Source organism: Streptomyces marokkonensis (assembly GCF_039539045.1).
GTDB lineage: Bacteria > Actinomycetota > Actinomycetes > Streptomycetales > Streptomycetaceae > Streptomyces > Streptomyces marokkonensis.
This window is the reverse complement of sequence record NZ_BAABCQ010000008.1, coordinates 1-21,271: the sequence shown is the minus strand read 5'-3', so window position 1 is coordinate 21,271 and position 21,271 is coordinate 1. Positions and strand designations below refer to the sequence as shown.

General features: G+C 71.8%; 14 protein-coding genes and 3 pseudogenes. 6 read left to right on the top strand and 11 right to left on the bottom strand.

Annotated elements, in window-relative coordinates; all coding sequences use genetic code 11:
* Nucleotides 1-49: 49 nt before the first annotated feature.
* Together ABEA26_RS03245 and ABEA26_RS03240 are read right to left on the bottom strand one after the other, a co-directional pair.
* A complete protein-coding gene (locus ABEA26_RS03245) occupies nucleotides 50-589 on the bottom strand; it encodes a toxin-antitoxin system, toxin component (protein WP_345589063.1) in 540 nt (179 codons plus the stop codon).
* A gap of 32 nt (nucleotides 590-621) precedes the next feature.
* Entirely contained in the window at nucleotides 622-1,278 is a 657-nt protein-coding gene (locus ABEA26_RS03240; protein WP_345588978.1) for a helix-turn-helix domain-containing protein, read from the bottom strand.
* A gap of 231 nt (nucleotides 1,279-1,509) precedes the next feature.
* Here ABEA26_RS03240 and ABEA26_RS03235 point away from each other — a divergent pair, with 231 nt between their 5' ends.
* Complete coding sequence (locus ABEA26_RS03235; RefSeq protein WP_345588976.1) at nucleotides 1,510-2,160, top strand: MmyB family transcriptional regulator; 651 nt, start codon at nucleotides 1,510-1,512, stop codon at nucleotides 2,158-2,160.
* 20 nt (nucleotides 2,161-2,180) lie between these two features.
* On the opposite strand, the gene ABEA26_RS03230 is transcribed toward ABEA26_RS03235, so the two are convergent.
* Genes ABEA26_RS03230 through ABEA26_RS03215 form a run of 4 tightly spaced genes read right to left on the bottom strand, consistent with a single transcriptional unit; the run spans nucleotide 2,181 to nucleotide 5,522 of the window.
* Nucleotides 2,181-2,987, bottom strand: a complete 807-nt coding sequence (locus ABEA26_RS03230; protein ID WP_345588974.1) for an ABC transporter ATP-binding protein — start codon at nucleotides 2,985-2,987, stop codon at nucleotides 2,181-2,183.
* A gap of 20 nt (nucleotides 2,988-3,007) precedes the next feature.
* Entirely contained in the window at nucleotides 3,008-3,787 is a 780-nt protein-coding gene (locus ABEA26_RS03225) for an ABC transporter permease (RefSeq protein WP_345588972.1), read from the bottom strand.
* Complete coding sequence (locus ABEA26_RS03220; RefSeq protein WP_345588971.1) at nucleotides 3,784-4,557, bottom strand: ABC transporter permease; 774 nt, start codon at nucleotides 4,555-4,557, stop codon at nucleotides 3,784-3,786. The genes ABEA26_RS03225 and ABEA26_RS03220 overlap by 4 nt, the downstream gene beginning before the upstream one ends.
* Nucleotides 4,554-5,522 carry an ABC transporter substrate-binding protein gene (locus ABEA26_RS03215; protein ID WP_345588970.1) on the bottom strand — a complete coding sequence of 323 codons (969 nt, stop codon included), beginning with the start codon at nucleotides 5,520-5,522 and terminating at the stop codon, nucleotides 4,554-4,556. The genes ABEA26_RS03220 and ABEA26_RS03215 overlap by 4 nt, the downstream gene beginning before the upstream one ends.
* Before the next feature lie 251 nt (nucleotides 5,523-5,773).
* Here ABEA26_RS03215 and ABEA26_RS03210 point away from each other — a divergent pair.
* Nucleotides 5,774-6,605, top strand: a pseudogene (locus tag ABEA26_RS03210) (IclR family transcriptional regulator domain-containing protein).
* On the opposite strand, the gene ABEA26_RS03205 reads toward ABEA26_RS03210, so the two are convergent.
* Genes ABEA26_RS03205 through ABEA26_RS03195 form a run of 3 tightly spaced genes read right to left on the bottom strand, consistent with a single transcriptional unit; the run spans nucleotide 6,556 to nucleotide 8,752 of the window.
* Nucleotides 6,556-7,494, bottom strand: a complete 939-nt coding sequence (locus ABEA26_RS03205) for a PDR/VanB family oxidoreductase (RefSeq protein ID WP_345588969.1) — start codon at nucleotides 7,492-7,494, stop codon at nucleotides 6,556-6,558. The pseudogene ABEA26_RS03210 and the gene ABEA26_RS03205 overlap by 50 nt on opposite strands.
* Entirely contained in the window at nucleotides 7,491-7,682 is a 192-nt protein-coding gene (locus ABEA26_RS03200) for a hypothetical protein (protein ID WP_345588967.1), read from the bottom strand. The genes ABEA26_RS03205 and ABEA26_RS03200 overlap by 4 nt, the downstream gene beginning before the upstream one ends.
* The gene (locus tag ABEA26_RS03195; protein WP_345588965.1) at nucleotides 7,679-8,752 is read right to left on the bottom strand and encodes a Rieske 2Fe-2S domain-containing protein; all 1,074 of its coding nucleotides are present in this window, start codon (nucleotides 8,750-8,752) and stop codon (nucleotides 7,679-7,681) included. Before ABEA26_RS03195 ends, ABEA26_RS03200 begins: the two co-directional genes overlap by 4 nt.
* A 209-nt stretch (nucleotides 8,753-8,961) precedes the next feature.
* Here ABEA26_RS03195 and ABEA26_RS03190 point away from each other — a divergent pair, with 209 nt between their 5' ends.
* From ABEA26_RS03190 to ABEA26_RS36245, 4 genes and pseudogenes are all read left to right on the top strand, one after another.
* On the top strand, nucleotides 8,962-9,846 hold the full coding sequence (locus tag ABEA26_RS03190; protein ID WP_345588963.1) for a DUF4132 domain-containing protein: 885 nt from the start codon (nucleotides 8,962-8,964) through the stop codon (nucleotides 9,844-9,846).
* Nucleotides 9,847-9,884: 38 nt separating this feature from the next.
* Nucleotides 9,885-14,915, top strand: coding sequence for a DNA-binding protein (locus ABEA26_RS03185; protein ID WP_345588961.1), 5,031 nt, complete (start codon nucleotides 9,885-9,887; stop codon nucleotides 14,913-14,915).
* Nucleotides 14,916-15,006: 91 nt separating this feature from the next.
* Nucleotides 15,007-15,735: pseudogene (locus ABEA26_RS36250) on the top strand (DUF5682 family protein); the annotation flags it as partial.
* 24 nt (nucleotides 15,736-15,759) lie between these two features.
* Nucleotides 15,760-16,608, top strand: a pseudogene (locus ABEA26_RS36245) (DNA polymerase domain-containing protein); the annotation flags it as partial.
* Nucleotides 16,609-16,612: 4 nt separating this feature from the next.
* Here ABEA26_RS36245 and ABEA26_RS03175 read toward each other — a convergent pair.
* Nucleotides 16,613-18,811, bottom strand: coding sequence for an OmpL47-type beta-barrel domain-containing protein (locus tag ABEA26_RS03175; RefSeq protein WP_345589062.1), 2,199 nt, complete (start codon nucleotides 18,809-18,811; stop codon nucleotides 16,613-16,615).
* A 14-nt stretch (nucleotides 18,812-18,825) separates the two neighbouring features.
* A partial coding sequence (locus tag ABEA26_RS03170) for a ThuA domain-containing protein (RefSeq protein ID WP_345588958.1) occupies nucleotides 18,826-21,271 on the bottom strand: 2,446 nt, incomplete at its 5' end.

Here is a 21,271-nt window from a genome sequence, read left to right as displayed (position 1 = left end):
CCCGCCGAGTCGCGCCCCGTACGCGGCCCGCGACAGCCCGATCGAGTCGTCACCCCAGGTAGCCCAGCGATGTGCCGATCCGTCCCGCCAGATGGTCCCGCCGCACCGGCCCGCGCAGTGAGGAACCGGACAGCCACGTCCGGCACTTGCTGGCCAGCAGCAGCCCGAAGGCCTCTGCCTCCTTCTCGTCGGCGAGGTCGAAGCGGGAACGCGCGGCGACCGCGCGTACCGTCGCGCGCAGCGCCTCGTCGTCCCGGTCCGGGGCGTCCCCGGCGAGGAGCCGGGCCGCGACCGCGGTGCCCTCGACGTGGTGGCCGCGGTGCCCGGCCTTCATGTGCCACAGTTCGTGTCCCAGGATGACCAACTGATGGTCGGGAGCGGTGCGTTCTTCCACGACGACCAGGTCCTGGTCGGCCATGTCGAGCCACAGGCCGCTGGCCGTCCCGGGCGGAAAGGCGGCCATGCGGAACAGCACCGGACGGCCCCGTCGCCTGCTCATCGCCTCGCACAGCGCCGTGTGCAGTTCGGCGGGCCGCGCCGGTGCGGGAAGCGTCAGCTCCGTGACCAACTCGCCGCACAGGCGGCGCATCTCCCTACCGATGCCCACGTTTCTCCCCAGGCTCACGACTCGGGCCGCTTGACGCTCTCCAGGAGCATGTCCAGCCACTCGGCGACCTTGTCGCGGTGCTGGTCGGTGGGCAGTTGAGCGGCCCGCCAGGCGATTCCGCGCACGCCGTGGTCCTGTAACAGCCGCTCCAACGGGTCGCCGTCGGCCGCCGCCGCCTCCCGCTCCCGGTCGGCGAGCTGCTGCAGCAGCTCCTGCTCGATTCGCTGCAGGGCGCCCGCGAGCGCCTCGGGATCTTCGGCGGTGAGGAATCCGGCGTGCACCCGGAAGAAGCGCTGGATGGCGTCGCAGTGTTCCATGGTGGGCCGACGGTCGCCGTTGATGAGGGCGCCCGCCTGCTGCCGGGACATGCCGGCGCCGTCGGCGATCTCCTGCTGGGTGTACCTGCGGCCGTTCGGCTTCAGCCGGGTACGGCGCAGCAGGTCCAGGCGCTGCACGAACCGGGTCTGTACGTCGGGCTCACCCGCCGGCCGGCCGCCCAGCAGGGCTCCCAGCACGGGCTCGGGGACTCCGGAGGCGGCGGACAGGCGGCCGACGTCGAAGACCTCGGTGTGCGGTACGCCGAGCCGGTTCGCGAGTGCGGTGACGCGGGCGACGACGGCGGGCAGCGCGGTCGTCGGCATGGCGCCCGGACCCTCGAAGCCATCCGTCACCGACAGCTCTCCTACGTCTCTCACAGGCCTCACAGGCTTCTCACAAGCGGTTGCCGTGAACTTCCCGGAGAGTAGCCTGCGGTTCGAACTCACATCCAGGTCTCGCCACAACTGTGGCCAATTTCGGCCGTCAACAGGCACGAAATGCCACGATAGTTGACACACCTCTGTCGGGGCACCAGGATCGGGACGCCGCGAGAAGGCCGCATAAGCAAGAGGGGTGACCTCCCGATGGCATTTCAGGCAGGAGGGCAGCGGCCGGCGCCGCGGCCCGCCCCCGCGACCCCCGAGGCCCAGGCGTACCTCCAGGACTACAGCACGCTCCTGGACGCCGTTCCCTTTCCCTCCCTCGTCGTCGACCACCGCTGGGACGTGGTGCTGGCCAACGGTGCCTTCCGGACACTCTTCCGGGGGGCCGGACCCCATGCGACGGCCATGCCGGGCGACAACTTCCTCAGGTTCGTCCTCTTCCACCCGGACGCGTCCGCGGTGCTCGGGGACCACGAGTCCAGCTGGTGCCTGCCCATGTTGGCGCACTTCGCCGCCGCCCTGGAGCGGCACGGCCACGACGCCGGTCTGCAGGCCGTCCGGCGCGAGATCGCCCAGGACCCGATCATGGAGGCCGCCTACCGCCAGGGCCTGCCGCACTGGATCCGGGCCGTCGGCGCGGAGGCCGTCGAACACGACGGTGCCGTACGGCCGCTGCACCACCCCGATCCGCGCTGGGGCGTCACCGAGTGCCGCGTCGTGGTCGAAAGCCCCCGAGCGCTGGAGGAGTTGGGCTACACCCGGCTGACGCTGGTGCTGCGCGAGCCGCGCCGCACTCCGCCCCGCCCCCGCCGTACCGCCGCTCACCTCAGAGTGGTGCCCACCCCCGAGTGACCCGCGCCCGGCCGCCGAGGTCAGTGCGGTGGCGGCGCGTCCGTCTTGACCGGCTGGGCCACCTCGCGTTTCGCCGCCTGGATCTGCTCGTACACATGGGTCCGCAGCTCGGCGAAGCGCGGAGCCACCCGTGTGCGCACCTGGTCCCGCTCCGCGGGCAGGTCGACGGTGAGCCGCTCCCGGACGACGGTGGGGGAGGCGGACAGCACGATCACGCGTTCGCCCAGATAGACGGCCTCGTCGATGTCGTGGGTGACGAACAGGATGGTGATCCCGCGCTCCCGCCACAGCCGCCGCACCAGGTCCTCCAGGTCGGCTCGGGTCTGTGCGTCCACCGCCGCGAACGGCTCGTCCATCAGCAGCACCTCGGGCTCGTACGCCAGCGCACGAGCGATGGCCACCCGCTGCTGCATGCCTCCGGACAGCTGCCACGGATACGCCCCGGTGGCGTCCGCGAGGCCGACCGAGGCGAGCGCGTCCGTGACCAGCTCCCGGCGCCGCGCCTTGCTCAGATCCTTCTGTTTCAGGGGAAGCTCGACGTTCTCGCCGACCCGCATCCACGGGAACAGGCTGCGTCCGTACTCCTGGAAGACGAACGCCATGCCGGGTGGCGGACCGGTCACCTTCCGCCCGGCCAGGAACACCTCGCCGGCCGTCGGGTCGAGCAGTCCGCCCACGCACTTCAACAGCGTCGTCTTGCCGCAGCCGGACGGCCCCACCAGGCAGACGAGTTCGCCGGCCGCCACGCTGAAGGTCAGGTCGCGTACCGCCTCGACGCGCCGTCCCGATCCCTCGTACACCTTCTTCAGGCCGCGTACGTCCAGCATGGACCGCCCTTTCAGAAGCTTCACCCAGGCCGCCGGGCGGCGGCGCGCAGGCCGTGGTACCAGCCGAGCGCCCGCCGCTCGACCAGATGGAAGAGGACCGAGAGCACGAAGCCGAGCAGACCGAGCAGCAGAATGCCGGTCCACATGCCGGGGATGGCGAAAGAGCGCTGGAACTGCACGACGGTGAAACCGAGCCCGTTGCTCGCGGCGAACATCTCGCTGATCACCATCAGGATGATCCCGATCGACAGGGCCTGGCGCAGACCCGCGAAGATCTGCGGGCTCGCCGAGCGCAGCACCACGTGCCGCAGCCACGCCACGCCCGTGATGCCGTAGGAGCGGGCCGTCTCGGCCGTCACCGCGTCGAGGGCCCGCACCCCCTCGACCGTGTTGAGCAGCACCGGCCACACACAGCCGGTGGCGATGACGGCGATCTTCATCGTGTCGCCGATGCCCGCGAACAGCATGATCACCGGCACGAGGACCGGCGGCGGCACGGCCCGCAGGAACTCCAGCACCGGCTCGCACACCGCCCGCACCCGCCGGTAGGAGCCGATGAGAGTGCCGAGCGCGACGCCGGCGACGGCCGCGAGCGCGTAGCCCGCGGTGAGCCTGAGCACGCTGGGCAGCACGTCACCGCGCCACCGTTCGCCGGTCCACACGTCCGGGAAGGTCTCCAGGATCGTGCCGAGCGGCGGCCAGTACACGTCCTCGCTGCCGGCCGAGGACACCCACCAGACGGCCACCAGCACGGTGGGCAGCGCGAGTACGTACACCAGCCGCAGCAGTACGCGCGTCACACCGCCACCTCCCCGCGCACCGACTGGTGCCAGGACAGTGCCCGCCGCTCCACCGAGCGGGCGCCGACATTGATCAGCAGTCCGAGCAGACCGGCGACGACGATCAGCGCGTACATCTCCGGCACGGCCTGCGAGGTCTGCGCCACGGCGATTCGGGCACCCAGCCCGGGGGCGCCGATGACCAGTTCGGCGGTGATGGCGAGGATCAGCGCGACGGCCGCCGCGAGCCGTACTCCGGTCATGACGTACGGCAGCGCGGTCGGCCACAGCACGTACCGGACCCGCGCCCAGGCGCCCAGACCGTACGACCGCGCCGTCTCCTCGGCGACCGGGTCGACGTCCTGGACGCCGTACAGGACCTGGATCAGCACCTGCCAGAAGGCGGCGTACACGACCAGGAGCAGCACCGACCCCAGCTCGGTGCCGTTCAGCAGCACCGCCAGCGGGATCAGCGCGACCGACGGGATCGGGCGCAGGAACTCGATCGTGGACGCCGTCGCCTCGCGCAGGTACGGGACCACCGCGAGGAGCACCCCGACGACGATCCCGGCGCCGACCGCGAGGACCAGGCCCAGCGCCCAGCCGGTGAGGGTGTCGCCGAGAGCGGTCCAGAAGGTGCCGTCCGCGACCTCCGCGGCGAGCGCGTCGGCGATGCGGCTGGTCGGCGGGAAGTACTCCTCCCTGACCAGGCCGAGCCGCGGTACCGCCTCTCCCAGGGCGAGGAAGAACGCGAGGCCGACCGCGCCCAGCGCGGTGTTCGTCCCCTTCACGGCAGCAGCGCGTCCAGGTCGGGGAGTCGCTCGAACAGGCCGTCCGCATAACCGAGTTCGGCCAACGCCGTGAGAGAGGAGCGGTTCGGTTCGGCCGGCCACTTCGGCAGGGTCACCTTCGCCAGTACCTCCGCGGGGATCTTGGTGTACGTGGTGACGATCTCGCGGACCTCGTCGGGGTGGGCGTCGGCGTACATGAGGGACTCGGCGGTGGCCTCCTGGAACTTCTTCACCACCTCCGGGTTCTCCCGCGCGTATCGGGTGGAGGTGAAGTACATGGCGACCGTCAGCTTCGGAGCGATATCGACCATGGGGGAGGCGATCTCCCGGCCGCCCTGGTTCTTGACCGTGGCCAGTGCCGGTTCCACCACCATCGCCGCGTCGATCCGCCCGCCGTCGAGCGCGGCCGGCATCTGGTCGAAGGCCAGCTCGACGAAGTCCACCTTGTCGGGGTCGCCACCCGCGGCGCCGACCGAGGCCCGTACGGCGGTCTCGTTGATGTTCTTCAGGGTGTTGATGGCGACCTTCTTGCCCTCCAGTTCCTTCGGCGACCTGATCGAGCTGTCGCCCTTGACGGTGAGGGCCTCGAAGTCCTCGCCCACGACACCGGTCGAGGCGATGCCGTTGGCCACCGCCTCGACGGGCACGTTGTTGGACTGGGCGATCATGAGGGAGGTCATGTTGCTGAAGCCGAACTCGAGCTGCCCGCTGACCACCCCCGGCACGATCGCCGCGCCGCCCTGCGCGCTGGAGAAGGACAGTTTCAGCCCGCGCTCGTCGAAGAAGCCCTTCTGCTGCCCCAGGTACAGGGGCGCGACATCCACGATGGGGATCAGGCCCACCTCGACCGTGGTGGTGCCGCCGGACGAACCGGTGTCGTCCGACCCCCCGGATCCGGAGGAGCCGCACGCCGTCGCGGCGGCCAGGACGGACATGGCCGTGAGGCCGACGAACAGACGACGCATGAACTCCTCCTGTGGGACCGGACCGGGTACTCCGACAGGCTGTGCGCGGACAGCACGGTTGTGCTCAGCGAGAACGTGTTCAGCGGGAACGTAGGGCTCGTGCGGAGCCCGGGTCAATGCTTGTGCCGATATGGGCCGTTGACTGTTCAACCGGGTGTCGTTGACAGTGCGGGACGCGCACTCGTAGCGTGCGCCCTGCGTACGGCCGTTCGTGCCGCACGTCCTGCCGTGAGGCTCTTGCCGGAGGCCAGATGCCCGATGCAGCCCGCGCACCGCACTTCGTCAGGTCCTTCGAACGGGGCCTCGCCGTCATCCGGGCCTTCGACGCCGACCACCCGGCGCTGACCCTGAGCGAGATGGCCCGCGCCTGCGAGCTGACCCGCGCGGCGGCCCGCCGCTTCCCGCTCACCCTGGCCGACCTCGGCTACGTCCACACCGACGGCCGGCTCTTCCGCCTCACCCCGCGCGTGCTGGAACTCGGCTACTCCTATCTGGCCGGCCTCACACTGCCGCAGATCGCCGCACCGCATCCGGAGCGACTCGTCGCGCAGGTACGGGAGTCGTCCTCACTGTGCGTCCTGGACGGCGACGACGTCGTGTACGTCGCCCGTGTGCCGACCAGCCGCATCATGACGGCGTCGATCACGGTCGGCACCCGCTTCCCGGCGCACCTCACCTCCGTGGGCCGGGTGATCCTCACGGCTCTGCCGGACACCGAGACCGAGTCCCGGCTCGCCCGTGCCGACCTGCGCCCGCACACCGCCCGCACCCTCACCTCGGCGGACGCCCTGCGCGCGGAACTGCGCCGGGTGCGGCGCCAGGGCTACGCGCTCGTCGACCAGGAACTGGAGGACGGCCTCAGATCCGTCGCCGCGCCGGTGCGGGACCGGGACGGCGAGGTGGTGCCCGGCGTGAACGTCGCGGTGCACGCCGGCCGCACCTCGCTGGAGTCCGTGCGCCCGGGACCTGCTGCCGTACCTCCTGGCGACCGTCACCCGGATCGACGCGGACCTGAGGATCACGGGCCAGGGCATCACAGGTCCAGCACGAGCCGCCGGCCACGACAACGGGACACGCAGATGAGCATGGTCTCCCCGGCGGCCCGCTCCTCGTCGGTGAGTACCGCGTCCCGGTGGTCCGGCTCGCCCTCGAGGACGTCGGTCTCGCAGGTTCCGCAGGTGCCCTCCGTACAGGAGTAGAGCACCTCGACGGCGGCTGTGCGGACGGCGTCCAGGACGGAGCGGCCGGGAGGGACGGCGACCGTGCGTCCGCTGCGCGCGAGGACGACCTCGAACCCCGTGTCCGTGCCGCCCGGCTCCGCCTCCTTCGGCCGGAACCGCTCCACGCGCAGGATCCCGGCCGGGCAGCGCGCCTCGACCGCGTCCAGCAGCGGCCCTGGTCCACAGCAGTAGACGAGGGTGCCCTCGGGCACGTCGTCGAGCACGGGGGCGAGGTCCAGCAGCCCGGACTCGTCCTCGGGGGCGATCGTGACCCGGTCGCCGTATCGCCCCAGCTCCCCGACGAAGGCCATGGAGTTCCGTGTCCGCCCGCCGTAGAGCAGGCTCCACTCGGCGCCCGCCTGCTCGGCGGCGGCCAGCATCGGCAGGATCGGGGTGATACCGATGCCGCCGGCGACGAAGCGGTAGCGGGCGGCCGGTTCCAGTCGGAAGTGGTTGCGCGGCCCTCGTACCCGGACCTTGGCGTCGACCTCCAACTCGTCGTGGACGTACGCCGAACCGCCCCGGCCCCCGGCCTCGCGCAGTACGGCGATCCGCCACACCGCGCGCCCGGCCGGGTCGCCGCACAGGGAGTACTGCCGCTCCAGGCCCGGCCCGACGACGACGTCGATGTGGGCGCCCGGCTCCCAGACGGGCAGCGGTTCGCCCAGCGGATGTCGCAGGGCGAGGGAGAGCACGCCGTCGGCCGCGGTCTCCCGGCGGTCGACGACGAGCTCGGCTTCGTACAGGGTCATGAGCCGTCTTCCGGTGGGTGGTGTCGGAGCGGGCCTTGGGCGTGTCCTTGTGGGTGGGCGAGCATCCAGTCCCACATCGTGACGGGATCCTCGGCGGTGTGCTCGGCGCCGCAGTGGCAGGTGCCGTGCAGGACGTCGGTGCCGGGCAGCCAGTCGACGCGGTAGACCTCGCCGGTGCGCCCGCTCACCGGCGCGCCCGCCGAACGGGCTCGTCGCCCTCCTCGGCCAGCCGGGCGAGGATGCGGCGGGCGGCCAGACCGCCGGTGTCGATGTTGATGCTCAGCTCCTGGTAGCCGGTGCGCTCGGAGCCGAGTGTGCGCTGGAGCAGGTTGAGCGCGGCGACGTCCTGCATGACGACCGTGTGGTTGTTCTTCCGCAGGAACTCGGTGACCTCGGCGTCCTCCGTCGCCCAGTCCCGCGAAACCGCCCAGAAGTCGTACACCTTCCCGTCGCCGGACGGTGTGATGGCGTACGTGATCTCGGTGTGGAAGCCGTTCGGGTCGCTGCCGTCCTCCTGCGGCACCTCACCGGCCGGGGCGACCCGGCTGTGCAGCAGATACAGACAGGGCGCGTGGTACTCGATGTCCTGCCACCGGTCGATGCGCCCCGCGACGCCGGTGGACCTGGCGTAGAACGGGGGACACTCGGCATCGTCCATGTGCCGGCTCACCCGTACGATCCCGGCTCCCTCGTCGACCTCCGTGGTGATCGGCGTCTCGGCGACCTCGGGCGTGCCGATGTAACCGCCGTGCAGGTACGTCTCGTGGGAGAGGTCGAGGAGGTTGTCGACCAGCAGCCCGTAGTCGGCGTCGATCGACTCCATGCCCCGGACCGTGACCCAGCCCGGGGAGTCCAGATGCCGGGCCCGCGGCACGGCCCCGGGGTCGGCCAGGGCCGGGTCGCCGATCCACACCCACACCAGGGAGTCCCGCTCGAGTACCGGGTAGGAGGCGACGCGGGCGGTGCGCGGGACGCGTTTCTGCCCCGGCACGTACACACAGGCGCCGGTCGTGTCGTACGTGAACCCGTGGTACCCGCACACGATCCGGTCGCCGTCGAGCCGCGTCGGCGCCTCGGACAGCGGGTAGCGGCGGTGCACGCAGCGGTCGTGCAGGACGACCGGGGTGCCTTCCTCCCGGGTGCGGTACAGGACGAGCGGCTCACCGAGAACCGTGCGTCCCAGCAACGCGCGGCCGACCTCCTGGCTGTAGGCGGCGACGTACCACTGGTTCCTGGCGAAGGCGGTCATGTGCGGCATCGTTGCGGCTCCCGTCCGTCGTGGGTGAGGGCATCGTCGGTGAGGACGGCACGGTTCGGCAATGCTTCTTCCGCCTCGCGCAAGGAGGTTGGGCCGGGACTGTCGGTGGGTGCCCCTAGTCTTTCGCCAACGTCACGGCGGGACGCGTCCGATCAGGGCCGTCTCCCGCGCCGTGCCGTGTTCCGAGTGGTGGGAGAGGCGAAGAACCTATGGGTTGGCTGGCAGCGGGCGGCACCTACGAAGTCGCGCTGGTGGATGGACGGGTGGTGGCCCGGCCCGCGTCGGGAGCGTCCCCGGCCGGACAGGAGGGCAAGCGGGAGAGAGCCCTGCCGACGGAGATCCGGGACCGTCCCGAGGTCGTCGAACTCCAGCGCTTCGCCGAGTGGCTGGACCGGCACGCGGCCGAGTGCGCGGCACAGGTCGGCAACTGGATGGTGTCCTCGCTGCCGGTGCCGGCCACTCTGCTGGCGCGGGTCTGGCCCGACGAGGCATGGCAGGCGGCGCTCCGCGACATCGTTATCGTCGGTGACGGCCCCGACGATGTCGGCTTTCTGCGCGACGCGGACGACTCGGGCGGCCTGCGGGTGGTGAACCTGGATGGCGAGACCGTCCGCCTGGCGGCCCGGACGGTGACCATGCCCCACCCGGTCCTCCTCCCAGACGTGGAAGAACTGCGCACGTTCGCCGCAGAGTTGGGCGTTGTCCAGGGTGTCGAGCAGATCCACCGCGCCACCTGGCGCAAACCCGAGGGGATCGGCGCCGGGGTCCACGAGGTGACCGAGTTCGCCGGCGCCGAGTACCGCTCGTGGTTCCACCTCTCCTCCCGTGCCACGTCCCTCGGCTACCGCATCTCCGGCAGCAGTGTGGTCGACCGGATCCGGGACGCCGGGCGTGTCGTCACCGCCACGGTCGGCATGAGCGACCCCTATGCCGAGGAACAGGCCTGGACCGGCGGCCTGACCTGGAGCGACGAGGAGGGGCAAGGCCGGGGCCTCCCACTGACCGAGGTCGGCCCCGTCGCCTGGTCCGAGGGCATGCGCATGGCCGCGGCCCTGCACGCCGGCCGCACCGTGCCCAAGGACGGCGCCGAGTGAACGGCGGCGGTACCCACACCCATGAAAGGCACGTGAGCATGAGCGACGGGACGGCACGGGACAGTGCGGGGGCGGGGCCGGAGGGGATCCTGCGTGCCGGTGCGGCGGCGGAGACGGAGGAGCTGCTGCGCGCCGGTGCGGTGCTGCCGCCGGGCACCACGGGGGGAGGCGACCGGGCCGTGCCCGTTTTCACCCGGGCCTACCGGCATCCCGCGCTGGAGGGCCGGACCGTGGTGCGCCTGATCACCGAGGACCGGACCGAGGGCCCCGGCTCGGGCTTCCTCGGCCTCGTACCCGAGGGCGGACCGGTGGAGGTCGGTGTCGGACAGCACCGGGCCATGGGCTTTCCCGAGTGGGTGCTGGTCCGGCACCCCTCGGACGGCCACTTGGCGATGTCCCTGGTCGAGGAGATGGACAAGGTCGCGCGGATGGTGAGATCCCGGGCGAAGAAGGCCCGCGCCACCTACGAGTCGATCGGCGAACGGCTCGCCGGATCCGTACCGCACTTCCTGCCGACCTTCTACGAGCAGGCCGGGCGGGTGTTCCTGGGCGCCGACCGGACGGCGTACGCGTCCCAGATGTTCGTGAACGCGCGCAAGGCCGAGACGGCACACGGGCTGCCATTCGACGAGGCGCGCATGGACGCGGTGTTCCTCGAGTTCGCCCTGGCCGGGGCCGTACCGTCGAAGATCCTCTCCAGCTACGCCAAGGGCCTGGCGTCCCGGGTACCGGCCAGGGCGGCTTTCCGGCATCTGCGCGGGCTCTTCGTCCGGCTCGCCGCGCACGGTGTGCCGCCGTCGAGTCCGGGCGCGGCCGACCTGCGACGGCTGGCGAAGTCGGTCGCGGGCAGGAACGCGCTCGCCGAGGAGATGGCCTACCTCCGCGAGATACTGCCGCTGCCCGGCACGGCCAAGGCACCGACCGGCTGGTGGAAGGCCCACCGGGCCGCCCTGCTGGAACTGGCCCGGCGGGAGCCCGCCGTCCGCGGCACACTGCTGGGGCTGCTGCCCACGGAGTGGGAGCGGGATGAGCTGCCCCAGTGGCTCGACCTGCTGGAGAAGTCCGGGGCCGCCGCCGGGCTGTGCGACGCCACAGTGCCCGCCGAGGAGCGTTCACCCGACGGCACGGTCGGATGGGCGCGCAGATTCCTCGCCCTGTGCGACACCGACAGGAGAGACACCGCGCCGCCGGAACTGTATCCGCTGGTCGACCGCATGGCCGACGTGCTGCGTGCCGAACTCCGGGACCACGGTGACGCTCTGCAGCCCCCAGGCGGCGACGTGAACCTGCTCGACCAGCTTCTGGCCCTGGACATACCGGTGGCGGATCCCGGCGACGACCGGCGGCTGGGCCTGCGCAGCTGGGCGGCCGGCGAGCACCGGCGAGATCTCCTCGCGCTGGCGGCCGACGCCCGCTTCCATCCGGCGTTCCGGTACGGCTGCCCCGACTCGAACTACGGCGACAGCGATCGGACCGTCGTCGAGCTGGCCAGGTCTCCCGGCGGACGACCGATGCTCGCCACCTGGGTGGAAGAGATCAGCCGGAAGTACCTCACCAGCGAACTGCCCGAATTCACCGGCTACTCCAGTGGTCTGCACACCCTGTCCTGGCTGCCCGGAGAGGTGCTGGCCGTCGCCGCCGACGAGGTACGGGAAGCCCTGGCCACCGGCGTCGCACCCGCGCTGGCCCGCACCCTGCGCGCCGGCGTCCTCGACGAACTGGGCTGGCCCGCCTGGGAGGAGGCCCTGCGGTTCGCCGCGTCGCACGACGAGAAGCTGCACATCAGCGTCACCGACAGCTGGCCGTACCTCATCGTGCTGTCGGGGCCGGAGGTCAGGGTGATCGGGGCGGAAGGCACCGTGCTCGCGTGTGAGCCGCGCCTCCCGGACGGCCAGGACCGGCCCCGGTCGGTCTGCTACCAGTACGTCGACGGCGCGTTGTTCGCCTACTGGTCCTCGAGCGGCGCGGCCGGATGGGAGGGGTACTGGCACGGCACCACCGCCTCGCCCCGTATGACGGTCGAGGCCTCCACCCACTCCTCCCGTCCGTGCGGCGTGAACGGGGAGAACGGCATCAACGGGGGCTTCTCTCCCGTCTCCCTGCCTCTGCCCGGCGGCGGCCGGACCAGCGGCCGCGGCGTGTTGCGCCGGGGGGACGCCTTCGTGCCGGCCATGCGGCCGATCGTCGGCGACGGCGTCTCGTACTGGGTGTGGGCCATGGAGGAGACCGAGGGCGGGCGGTACGGCTGGCGGGAGTACGACCCGGTCGGCGACACGGTGGGCGAGGCCGGAGCACCGGACTGGTTCGACGACGCCCTGCGCACCGCGCCGAAGGGAAGCACCCTCGACACCGCCTGGCTGCGGCCCGCCTTCTCGGCCTCTCCCGGCCCGATGTGCGCTCCGGTGGACGGGGTGCTCGGCTGGCGTGTGATCACGCTGCCCGACGGTTCGAAGCGGGGCGAGGACCTGGCCGGACGCTCGGCCGTCGTGCCGTCCGGAACGGGGCACAAGCTCGAGCAGGCGCTGCTGTTCCCCGGCGCCGACCGGCCAGTGGCGGTGACCCGGAAGGGACGTGACGTCGAACTGCTCGATCCGCGGGGATCGGTGCTGGCCACCGTCTCGGGCCATCGGGCCGGAGCCTTCAGCGCGGGCACCGCGCTGCTCCCGCCGGTTCGCTACTGGCACCTGCTCCAGTCCCGCGACCCGCAGGGCTCCATGGCCCTTCGCCGGATCGGCGAGGACACCGCGGCGGCGTTCCTGGAGGCGGCCGTGGCACAGGCACCCGGGGACGAGACGGAAGACCCGGAGGTGATGCCCGGCCTGATCCGGAAGCTGCTGCCGGAGGTCGGCCACGAGGCGCTGCGCGCCGGCATCGCCGGAGTGGTGCGGTTCGCCGCCGAGCAGCAGCGCGTCCTGGACGCGGCGCGCGCCCGGCTCGACCTGGAGATCGAGGGTGCCACCCCCGAGAAGCCACGCCCCGCGCCCGGCGACCCTCTGCTCGCCCCGGCGCTGAACGGCGTCGGCCTGACCAAGCGCGACGTACGCTGGTACAGCTACCGGCAGGACATCTTCGAGCTGCCGCAACTGCTCTCCCGGTCCATGAGGAGCCTGGCCGAGCCGGCCGCCGCGGGCACCGCGCACCTGTCCCTGCCCAAGCAGGGACCGCTGGTGCACCTGAACGCGCTGGCCCTGCCCGAACTGCCCGCCGTACTGGCACTGCGGGCCGCCTCGGAACCCACCGTGGAGGAACACCGGCGGGCGCTGGAGGCCTTCCTCGAAGAACTGGACGCGCACGAGCTGACGGAGCTGGACCCCCGCCACTGGCGCCGCGTCCGGCTGTGTCTGGAGACCGGACTCTTCGAGGGACCCGACGCCGTGCGGGGCTACACGGACGAGACCGTCCTCGACCTGGGCGCGGGCGAGTTCCTCGTCTTCCCCGACGACTGGTACCGGTTCGTCCACCCGTACGGCCACCACGAGATCAGGGGCCGACACTACGGCGCGATCCACCACGACCCGTCCGGCCGGTTCGAGACACCCGCCCCCTACACGCCGGTCTCCGAGGAACCGTTCGTCCCCGAGCCGACCCGGGCTCCCGGCTGGGTCGCCGCCTTCCGGGCCGAGCTCGCCGAGCGTGGCCCCGCGCCCTGGCGCCCCGAGGCCGCCGAGGAGTTCGCCCGGCTCACGGGTCTCACCCCGACCACGGCCCGGCTGGTGCTCGCCGGTATGCCGCAGATCGACGACAAGCGCGAGGCCGTTCCCGCGGCGACCCTGAAGGTGATCGGTGTGAGGTCGGCCGACGCCCGCGTGGCCAAGGAGGAGCTGAGGTCCCTCGACATCGGCGCCCTGCGGGCCGTCGTGGCGGCGCTGCTGCCCACCGAGCCGTCCCGGCTGTGGACCGACGGCCCCGACGTGGCCGCGGCGGCCGAGGTCTGGAACGAGCGGCTGGGCAGGCGCGTTCCCGTCCCCGAGGACGTACTCCACGACGCCGTCCGCACCGTGGAGTCACGGGGATGGGCACCGGGCGAGGCACTGCGCGGCTTCCTCGACGTGAGCGCCGAACCACGGCTGAGCAAGGACCTGACCTGGAGGACAGGCAGCTATCGTCCCGAATCCGCCGGAGGCACGGTCGGTTTCGACGAGCACGCCCTGCGTACAGCGGTACCCCTGGCCGCGTGGCTGGCCCACCGTCTCCCGTCCGGCGACCCGATCCGGGCCGTCCTGCCCTCGGTGCTGACCGCGATACGCGACCGGCTGGCCCATCCGGGACTGCTGCTCGAACTCGGCGGGAACCTCGACCTGGAGGCGTACCGCCTGGCCGCCGGCGACCCCACGGAGACCGGTGACGGCTTCGAACGCCACGGCGCGGTCGTGCTGGGCGTCGCGAGCTCCATGCCCTACGCCGCCCTGCGGACCGCCCTGCTCGACCCGACCGGGAACGACCCCCACATGGCGGCGCTGTTCCCCGGTCAACGGCCCACCGTCGTCGAGAGGTCCCTGCGCCTGGCCCACGACCGGGCCTTCGCCGAGCTGCTCGCCGACCCCGGGAACCCGGTGGCGGGCGCGCGCGACGCGGACGGGCTGTGGTGGCCGCAGGACCCCGCCCGGTCCGTTCCCGGCCTGGTCGGCGAGGTGGCCGAGTGGTACGGCGTAGGCGAGGACGCCGCCGTCCTCTACCTGATGCTGCTCGCCATGCCGGACCCCACCGACCGCAACACCGCGCGCTGGACCGGCTGGGGGAAGCTGCGCGGCGGGACGGCCCGGCTCCGCGCCGCCCGCGCCGAACTCGCGGCCACCGACCTCGTGGTCGAGGGCAACCGCTCCAAGGCCGGACGTTCGCTGTTCCTGCCCGGCGGCTGGACCCGGTTCGCCAATCCGCACCTGCCGCTGGAGCGGTGGAAGCTGCCGATGTACGACCTGCTCGACGGCGAGAGCCCCGTACTGGGCGTCGTCGTACCCACCCGGCCGGTCGCCGGTCTGTACCGCGAGGCCTGGCAGCGGGTCCAGGACGGGGACGGGCCCCAACTGGAGGCGCTGGAGGTGCCGCGACCGCGCAAGCGCCGTCGCTGAGTTCCGCCGGCCGCCGAGTTCCGCAACCGGAGGGGACGGCCGCCTTGCGCGGCCGTCCCCCGCCGAACCACTCACTTGGACCCATGACCGCATGACCGCAAGAGAAGAGGCGGCCGCCCGGGTGGCCGCGCCGGCAACCCGCGCCCGGCCGTACCTGATCGGCGTACGGCACCACAGTCCCGCACTCGCAGTCGCCGTACCCCGGCTGCTGGACGCCGCGGCGGCCGACGTCGTCTGCGTCGAACTGCCGGCCGACTTCCAGCCGTGGCTGCCGTACCTCTCGGATCCGCGCACCACCGCGCCGGTCGCGCTGACCGGCGCATACGAGGACGGACGGCTGCGCTCGTACCCCCTCGCCGACTTCTCCCCGGAACTGGCGGCGATCCGCTGGGCACGGGAACGGGGCGCGGAGGTGATCTGCGCCGATCTCCCCCTCACCGCCCCTCAGTGGCCGGCCGGAGCCGACACCTGGGCGGGACCGGCCGGGCCGGACGAGGACGACCTGTGGGACCGCACCGTGGAGTCGTCGGCCCCGGGCAGCACGCCCGAGGCCGTACGCCGTGCCGCCCTGGAAGTCGGCCGGGTGCTGCGCCGACACCGGCAGGCGCACGGCGGTGTCGCGGCCGTCGACCTGGCCCGCGAGGCACACATGCGCCGCGCCGCCGTCGCCGCGGCGAAAGGACGCCGGGTCGCGGCGGTGATCGGCGCCTTCCACGCCCCCGGCCTGGCCGGCGAAGAGGAACCTCCGCCGCCGGCGGCGCCTGCCGACGGACCTACCGGCGGCTGTGCGGTCGTCACCTCGCTCGTGCCGTACGCCTTCGCCCTGCTGGACCCCCGCTCCGGCTACCCGGCCGGCGTCACCGGCGAGTGGTTCTACCAGAAGCGCGCGCCCAAGGGCATGCCCGACTGGATCCCCACCGCGCACATCACCTTCCCCAGCGGACGCAGCGCCGACGAGATGTGCCCCACCGAGGAGGCCGCGGTCCTGTGGGCCGCCCAGTACGGCACTCTCACCTTCCACCCCTGGCCGGTGCGCCGTGGCGACGTCGACCACCCCGACGAACTGCGCATCGACCTCGACCCGCAGCCCGGCACCGACTACGACGACGCCGCCCGCGCCGCCCGCGAACTGCGCGCGGTACTGGAGGAGTTCGGCGGGCTGCACGGCTGGCCCAAGACCTCCGGCGGACGCGGACTGCACGTCTTCGTGCCGATCGAGCCGCGCTGGACCTTCACCCAGGTCAGACGCGCCGCCATCGCCGTGGGCCGTGAGATGGAACGGCGGATGCCCGAGCAGGTCACCATCAGGTGGTGGAAGGAGGAGCGCGGCGAGCGCATCTTCATCGACTACAACCAGACCTCCCGGGACCGCACCATCGCCTCCGCCTACTCCGTACGCCCCCGCCCGCACGCCCCCGTCTCCGCGCCGCTGCGCTGGGACGAGGTGGGCGTCGCGCACCCCCAGGACTTCGACATCACGACCATGCCCGCGCGCTTCGCCGAACTCGGCGACGTGCACGCGGGCATGGACGACGAGGCCTACTCCCTCGACGCCCTGCTGGAACTGGCGACGAAGGACGAGCACGACCACGGGCTCGGTGATCTGCCGTACCCGCCCGAGTATCCGAAGATGCCGGGAGAACCCAGCCGGGTACAGCCGAGCCGCGCGAAGAAGCCGCGGCCCCGTGGATAGCGGACTACAACTCCTGGATCCTCACGTCGCGGTACGAGACCACGTCCGTCGTGCCGTGGACCTGGAGCCCGACGTAGCCGGAGGCGAACCGCCGCCCGTCCGTGCCCGGGTCGTCCGAGCGCGGCGGGGTGAAGTCCTGGCCGCCGATGTTGTCGAACTCGTTGATCAGCACGCCGTTGCGGTAGATGGAGTAGTGCTGGTCGACCACGCGGATCTCGTAGTCGTTCCAGGTGCCCTTCTCCGTCACACCGGCCCCGGCGAGGCCCACCCGGTCGAAGCCGTAGAGCGAACCGGTCTTGTACATGTCGCCGGTCGGACTGTCGAACACCTGCACCTCGTGCCCGTACTTGATGGCGACCCACTCCGGCCGTGACTCCTCCGGATGGTCGTGGACCTGCGGGAAGCGCACGAAGACACCGCCGTTGGTGTTCGCGGTGTCCGCGGCGTCGTCACGCCACTGGAGCTTCAGCGAGAAGTCGCCGTACTTGCGCTCGGGGAACCACAGCATGCCCATGCCCGGCGTGGTGGTGCTGGAGGTGATCGACCCGTCCGGGTTCAGCCCGAACGAACCGCCGCCCACCTGCTGCCACTTGGCGAACGACTCCGCCGTGCCGTCGAGGATCGTGCGGTAGCCCTCGGTCTGGCCGGGCGTGCCGATTTTCGACTGGCGCGCGGCCTTGTTGACCGCCCGGTACTCCCGCCGGTCCACGACGCCCTCGTCCCGGAGCGCGTCCATGACCTCCCGGACGTGCTTGAGGAAGAGTGCCTGGGACGTCCACTCCTTCTCGTCCTCGATCATCTCGTTGATCCGGCACCGGTTGTTCGTCACCCGGTTCGGCACGCCCGTGTCCACCGTGCCGACGATCACCGTCTCCCGCTCGTCGTACTCCGGACAGGGCGGCGCCGGCACCTGGCCCGACACCACCGAGAAGCTCACGGTCACCGGCTCGGCGGTGTTGCCCGCCTTGTCGCTCGCCCGGTACGCCACGGTGTGCCGGCCCACGCGGTCGACGACCACGGGCCCGGTGTACGCCAGGTAGGGCCCGGCGTCGAGCGAGTACTCCACGCCGGCCACACCGGAACCGCCCTCGTCCGTGGCGCTGACGGTCACCTTCGCGCTGCCGACGTAGGCGCCGTCGGAGTCCTTGGTACCGTCCACGGTCGCGCCGGTCGCCGGCGGGGTGGTGTCCTCGGGGGGAGCGGCGACGACGGTGAAGGCGACGCTCTTCTCCGCGGCGACGTTGCCCGCCTTGTCGGTGGCGCGGTAGCGCACGGTGTGCTCCCCGACCTCGTGCACCATGACCGGCGCGGTGTACGCCTGCCAGGCACCGTCGCCGACCGCGTACTCGATGGTGTTGACCCCGGAACCGGTGTCGGAGGCGGTGACGGTCACCGTCGCCATGTCGATGTACGCGCCGTCCTCGTCGTCGGAGTTCTTCTCGCCGCTGACCGTCGCCGAGGTCTCCGGCGCGGTCGTGTCGTCCGTGTCCGGGGCGACCACGGTGAACGTGATGCTCTTCTCGGCGGCCGCGTTGCCCGCCTTGTCGAAGGCGCGGTAGCGCACCGTGTGGTCGCCGACCTGGTCGACGACGACCGGCGTGGTGTACGGCTGCCAGGCACCGTCGGCGCCGATCGCGTACTCGATCCGCTCGACGCCCGAGCCGCCCTCGTCGGTGGCGCCGAGCGTCACGCTCGCGGAGCCGACGTAGGCGCCGTCCGCGTTCTGCGTGCCGCCGACGTCCGCCGACGTGGCGGGCGCGGTGGTGTCCTCGCCACCGCCGCCCTCGGTCACCACGAGGACGCCCTTCATCTCCCCGTGGCCCTGGATGGTGCAGTGGTACAGGTAGCGGCCGGGGGAGAGGGTGACCTCGGCGGTGTGCCTGCCACCCTGGTCGTCACCCGGGTTGGCCAGGATGTTCAGCTGGACGTCCTGGTTGTACTCGGGATCGCTGGTCGTGAACGTCAGCGTGTGCGGCATGCCGGTGGTGTTGCCGGTCGCCTCACTGTTCTCGAAGACGATCGTGGCCGGACCGGCCACCGCCGTCTCGGGCGCCGACGTGTACTTGTCGATGTCGTTGCCGGCCGTCCAGGTGAGGACCTGGTCGGCGGCGACGGCCTCGGTCTTCGCCCGGGGCTGCCCGGAGGCGGACGTCGCCTGCAGACCGAGCATCATCAGCAGGCCGGCCAGCAGGGCCGCCCACATTCTTCGCCCGCGTATCACTCGGACCCCCTCGCCAGCTGCGCGGCGGCCGGCGTCGGCCCACCGCCCTCGTAGGTGACCCGCCACAGGGCCGACTTGGAGTCCGAGGTGAAGAAGCCGCGGCCGTAGTCGAGGACGTACAGCGCGCCGTCCGGGCCGAACTTCCAGCCCATCAGGTTCCTGATGCCGTCGTTTCCGACCGGCACGATCTTCTTCAGCGACTCCGAGTGCACCGGCAGACCGCCGTCGCCCTGCGTCTTCGGGTCCATCAGCACCGCGTTGCGCGGCTGGTCGGCGTCGTAGAAGTCACCGACGAACCACTTGCCGTCCCAGTACGCCGGCCACTTGGTCTCGCTGGCGCTGTCCGCGTCGTAGCGGTAGACCGGGCCGTTCATCGCGGCCTGGCCGCCGCCCTTGAGCCAGGGCAGCTTGTACGTGGCCTCGTCCTGCTCGTACGACGGGACGCCGTTCTCGTCGCGCGGGAAGTCGGGGCCGCCGCCCTGCGGCGAGTACCAGATGTTGTTGCCGGTCACCGGCGGCAGGTTGACCAGGCCGTCGTTGTTCGGCGACTCGTTCTTCGGGGCGTCGCAGTCGTACCAGCCCAGCGGCTTCGACGGGTCCGGCAGGTTCCGGTCCCGGTACGGCTGCTTGTTGCCCATGCAGTACGGCCAGCCGCGGTTGCCCGCCTCGGTGATCGCGGCGAACGTGTCGTACTTCGCCGGACCCCACGTCGGCGACGGTGAACCGGCGTCCGGGCCGACCCAGCCCGCGTAGAGGGTGTCGGTCTTCTTGTCGACGGAGATGCGCGCCGGGTTGCGTACGCCCATCACGTAGATCTCGCCGCGCGTCTTGCCGCCGCCCTCGGCGGTCTCCTCGCCGGTGAAGAGGTTGCCCTCGGGGAGCGTGTAGGTCCCGTCCGGCTCCGGGTGGATGCGCAGGATCTTGCCGTTGAGGTTGTTGGTGTTGCCGGCGGTGCGGCGCGCGTCGGCGAAGGACACGCCCTTGAAGTCCGGCTCCGGGTTGTTGCCCGAGTAGCCGTCGCTGAATCCGCTGGAGTTGTTGTCACCGGTCGCGATGTACAGGTTGTCCTTGGAGTCCCAGGCCAGCCCGCCGCCCGCGTGGCAGCAGCTGTGGATCTGCACCGGCCACTTCAGCAGCACCTTCTCGCTGCCCAGGTCCAGCTTGTCGGTCTCCTGGTCGAGCGTGAAGCGGGAGACCCGGCGCTCGGCCATGTGGGTGTCGCGGTTGATCTCGGAGTGGGGTGTGTAGTGCAGATACACCCACCCGTTCTCCGTGAACTCCGGGTCCAGCTCGATGCCGAGCAGGCCCTCCTCGACCTTGACCAGTTCCTCGCCGCCGCCCTTGTTGCCGAACACGGTCAGCTCACCGGCGAGCGTGACCTTGTCGGTCTCCGGGTCCCAGACGTGGATCTCGCCCTTGCCCTTGCCGATGTCCGGGTCGTTCCAGTCGGTCACCACGGGCTGGGAGGAGTCCGCGCCGCCGCGGCCGATGTAGAACACGCGGCCGTCGGGCGCGGGGACCAGGCCGTGCGGCTCGCCGATCTGGTCGTTCTGGCCGGGCTGGTTGGGCTCGGTGAGCCGCTCGGCCTGGTAGTTGCCGTTGATGGTCGCCTTGCAGTCGGCCTGTGCCAGCCGCGTCGTCCACATCAGGGCGCCCCGCAGATGGGCGCGGAAGTCGGTCTCGTCGTAGGACGACACCGTGCCGCCCATGCCGGTGTAGAAGGACCGGCCGCCGTCGTAGTCACGGCACCAGCTGACCGGGTGGTCCCAGCCGTTGGCGCTCGCACCGGGCTGGTACGTCGACTCGCGCACCCGGGCCACGGTGTGCACGTCGCCGGACGGGTTCTCCACCCAGTTCATCCACTGGTCGGGCCGCTTCCACTGCACCGGCAGGTCCTTGGTGGCCGGATGGCGCCGGTCACCCACCTCGACGGTGGCCCGCTGGACCTTGTCCGGGCTGGAGGCGGCCGGGCGGGCTCCGACCAGACCGGTGAACCAGTCCGAGTACGGCTCGGCGCGGGCCGCGTCGTGGACGCCGACGAACCCGCCGCCGGCCTCCATGTACGTCTCCAGGCCCGCTTCCTGCGCCGGCGTCAGGACGTCGCCGCCGCCGGTCAGGAACACGACCGCGTTGAAGCGGCCGAGCCGCTTCTCATTGGTGAAGACCGAGGCGTTGTCCGTGGCCTCGACGCTGAAACGCTCCTTCTCCGGGCCGGACAGCCCGATCCGCTCGATGGCCGCGATCCCGGCGTTCACGACCGGGGACTCGTCCCCGGCCGAGGCGGACCCGTAGAAGATCAGCACCCGTACGTTGGCGCCTCCTGGCGGCGACTTGATCGACATCGTTGTCAGGGACGGATCCGGCGCCGGACGGGCGCTGGCGGCGGGGCCGGACAGGAGTCCGGCGGCGACGAATCCGGCGGTCGCGAACGCCGCCCAGCCC